Origin of the sequence: Paraburkholderia mimosarum LMG 23256 = NBRC 106338, from assembly GCF_000739815.1 — a bacterium.
GTDB classification, from domain to species: Bacteria; Pseudomonadota; Gammaproteobacteria; order Burkholderiales; family Burkholderiaceae; genus Paraburkholderia; species Paraburkholderia mimosarum.
The window spans coordinates 1-2,797 of sequence record NZ_BBJJ01000216.1; the positions used below are offsets into that span (position 1 = coordinate 1).

Genomic DNA, 2,797 nt, shown 5'->3' on the forward strand with positions numbered 1-2,797 from the left:
GTTGCCTCGCCCAGCTTCCTTGCATCAGTTTGCGTATTCATACCTCTCCAACGCACAGGGCAGCATTTGGTGCACCGGTCAGTAATACCGGCTGGTGTCGCGCATTCCCGAACGGCTTGCGGCAGCTGCGGCAGCCAATGGATCATCTGTTGTGATCGACGTGAAACCGCTATCAAGTTGTAGCTGAACGTTGGGGCGATTATCCGCTGTTTCCGTACCGAAATGGGCAGTATGTGTCAGGTGCTCGTCGAGGCTATAGCAACACCTACCATCGATTTTGACGTACCATTCACCATCGTTCTTGTCTTGCCGGTACTCCTTTACCGGAGTAAAGGTTCCCATGGCTTTGCGTCCGGCACGGACATGCTTAACCAGATCATACGTGGGGTCTCCGTTTGCGGGGTTCTTGTTGCCGACCTCGATCCAAGCGAAGTTACTCTGCTTGCTGGCCTCATCCAACCAAGATTCCACCAAGCATTGGCGATAGTAGCCCGCAGCTTGTCCACAGCTCAACTGCTTGTACTGGTTTGAAAGTTCGTCTTCGTCGCTAGCGTAAATCATTGGTGCAAAGGCTACGCCTTTCGTGTGTTTCACGATATTTCCCGGCTCGGCCGCCGCAAGTCTCGCAAAGAATTTGAGTACCACTGTATTTTGCATACCTCGATCGATGACAATATCCGCCGCACGAGAAACAGCATCCAAATCCCTGAGATCGAGTATCACTAACATATAAGGGTAGTCTGATTTCACCCTGTCCAAAGCCTCCTCAAGAGGGAGGGCATCGTATCCCGTGATTCTAAATTGCTTATCGCGCAACATTATTCTGTTGAGCGCTGCATCGTCCAGCGAACGAACATTGACGTTGCCCGTGAATTTCGTATCCGCTAACCGAGCGAGTATTATGCCGCTTGCTTTCGCTGTTCGGCGTGCCAGTCTTGTTCAAATTGCATCGGACTGACGTAATTCAACGTCGAGTGCAAACGCGAATGATTGTAGAAGCTCAACCAGTCGATTACCTCGTCCATCGCTTCGCGACGCGTCGCAAAGCGTTGACCATGGATGCGCGCCTGCTTCAGCGATCCCCACAGGCTTTCGGTCGGTGCGTTGTCCCAACAATTTGCTCGGCGGCTCATCGAGCTTTGCATGCCGTAGCTCTTGAGCAGGTCCTGGAACTCGGCGCTGCAATACTGGCTCCCACGGTCGCTATGCACGATCAGTCCGGCCTCCGGCCGACGCCGGAACCACGCCATCCGCAACGCGTCCGACACCAGCTCCGTGCGCATGTGCGGCTTGAGCGACCATCCCACGACCTGGCGACTGAACAGGTCGAGTATGACCGTCAGATACAGCCAGCCCTCGTCGGTCCAGAGATAGGTGATGTCTGTCGTCCAGACCTGATCGGGTTTCGTCGGCGAGAAGTCGCGTTGCAGCAGGTTCGGTGCGACCGGAAGGTTGTGCCTGCTGTCGGTCGTGGCCTTGAAGCGGCGTTTGGTCCGCGCCTTGATGCCATGCAGCTTCATCAGCCGTTGAACCCGGTCCTTGCTCACGCGAATCCCTTGCGCAAGCAGCTTTTTCCACACGCGTGGCCAGCCGTACTCGCCTTTGGACTCGGCGTGCACGGCCTTGATGTGGACCAGCAACGCATCGTTGCTGATACGTCGGCGCGGCCGGTCAGGATCAACGTCTTGGGCCTTGCGGTTGTGATAACCACTGGGGCTGACACCCAGTGCCTCACAGGCCACGGATACCGGCCATTGTCGGCTGTGCCGCTCAATCCACGCGTACTTCACGCCGACTCCTTTGCAAAGTACACGGTCGCTTTTTTTAAGATATCGCGCTCCATCTTCAGCCGCGCATTCTCCGCACGCAGTCGGGCAATCTCCATCTGCTCGGCCGACACCTGTTTGCCTGCGCCGCTGAGCTTGCCAGCATCATCGGCCTTGATCCAGGTGTGCAGCGTCTGCGTACTAATGCCCAAAATCTTTGCCACCGCCGACTGGCTCTGGCCGTTACGCACCATGCGCACCGCTTCAACCTTGAATTCCAGCGTGTACCGCGCCCTCGGGTTACTCATTGCTCAATCCTCCGTCACTGAAGTTTTACACACTCTCAGTAACGGATACGTTTTTCGAGGGCAAGGTCACATCGGCATTCCACCCTTCGCCTGTAAAGATATCAAAGCCGGAGCCGGCAGCAACGCGTCCGACGTTAAGATCATGGAAGAGATATGGTGTCCCTTGGCTGCTTAGTTTGACATCCAGTTCGATAGCCTCGATACCGTTGTTATAGGTATTTTGAATCGAGCAAAGCGAGTTTTCGGGACAGCCACTGCCAACGATGCCACGATGAGCAACGATGCCTACGGTCCTCTCCGTTTCAACAGGGCCGGTATACGGGTTCTTGAACGCCGCGAGAATACGCTCCGGGTCATAGTGCTGCGGGCCATCTGCGAAGGTAGCGTCTGAAAGTGCTATAAGTGTAAAGAAAGCGGCGCCAAGCAGCCGACGCCTCCGCTGGATTGCAAAAGATCTCATCGCGATACTTCCTTCGGTTGTCAAAATGTCGTCATTGAATAAACTGTCGCCTGTCGTAGTGTTTGGGGAATACACGAATTCAGCGAGATTTTCCATTGCATTCACCCGATGTGTTCTATAAGCAATGACTATGCTAGCGATGAAGTGCTTAAACTCTTGGCTAACCTAAGGTTGCAAATAGTCGTGCGGACCAGCGCGGCTGCGGTGCTGTTGCAACAAAATGCGCAAAATTGTCGGAAAGCTGACCTCGCGCACGGCCCAAA

The 2,797-nt window shown here is 54.8% G+C and carries 3 protein-coding genes; all 3 read right to left on the reverse strand.

Annotated features, from left to right (window positions below):
* Nucleotides 1–78: 78 nt before the first annotated feature.
* The 3 genes from BMI01S_RS36740 to BMI01S_RS36755 all read right to left on the reverse strand — a co-directional run bounded on the left by BMI01S_RS36740 (nt 79) and on the right by BMI01S_RS36755 (nt 2,630).
* Nucleotides 79–750 carry a hypothetical protein gene (locus BMI01S_RS36740; protein ID WP_156123916.1) on the reverse strand — a complete coding sequence of 224 codons (672 nt, stop codon included), beginning with the start codon at nt 748–750 and terminating at the stop codon, nt 79–81.
* A gap of 149 nt (nt 751–899) precedes the next feature.
* A protein-coding gene (locus tag BMI01S_RS36745) for an IS3 family transposase (protein ID WP_154671550.1) occupies nt 900–2,074 on the reverse strand; the annotation gives its coding sequence in 2 pieces (ribosomal slippage) (nt 900–1,825 and nt 1,825–2,074; 1,176 coding nt in all).
* Nucleotides 2,075–2,099: 25 nt separating this feature from the next.
* A complete protein-coding gene (locus BMI01S_RS36755) occupies nt 2,100–2,630 on the reverse strand; it encodes a glycerophosphodiester phosphodiesterase family protein (RefSeq protein WP_081901433.1) in 531 nt (176 codons plus the stop codon).
* Between the last annotated feature and the right edge of the window lie 167 nt (nt 2,631–2,797).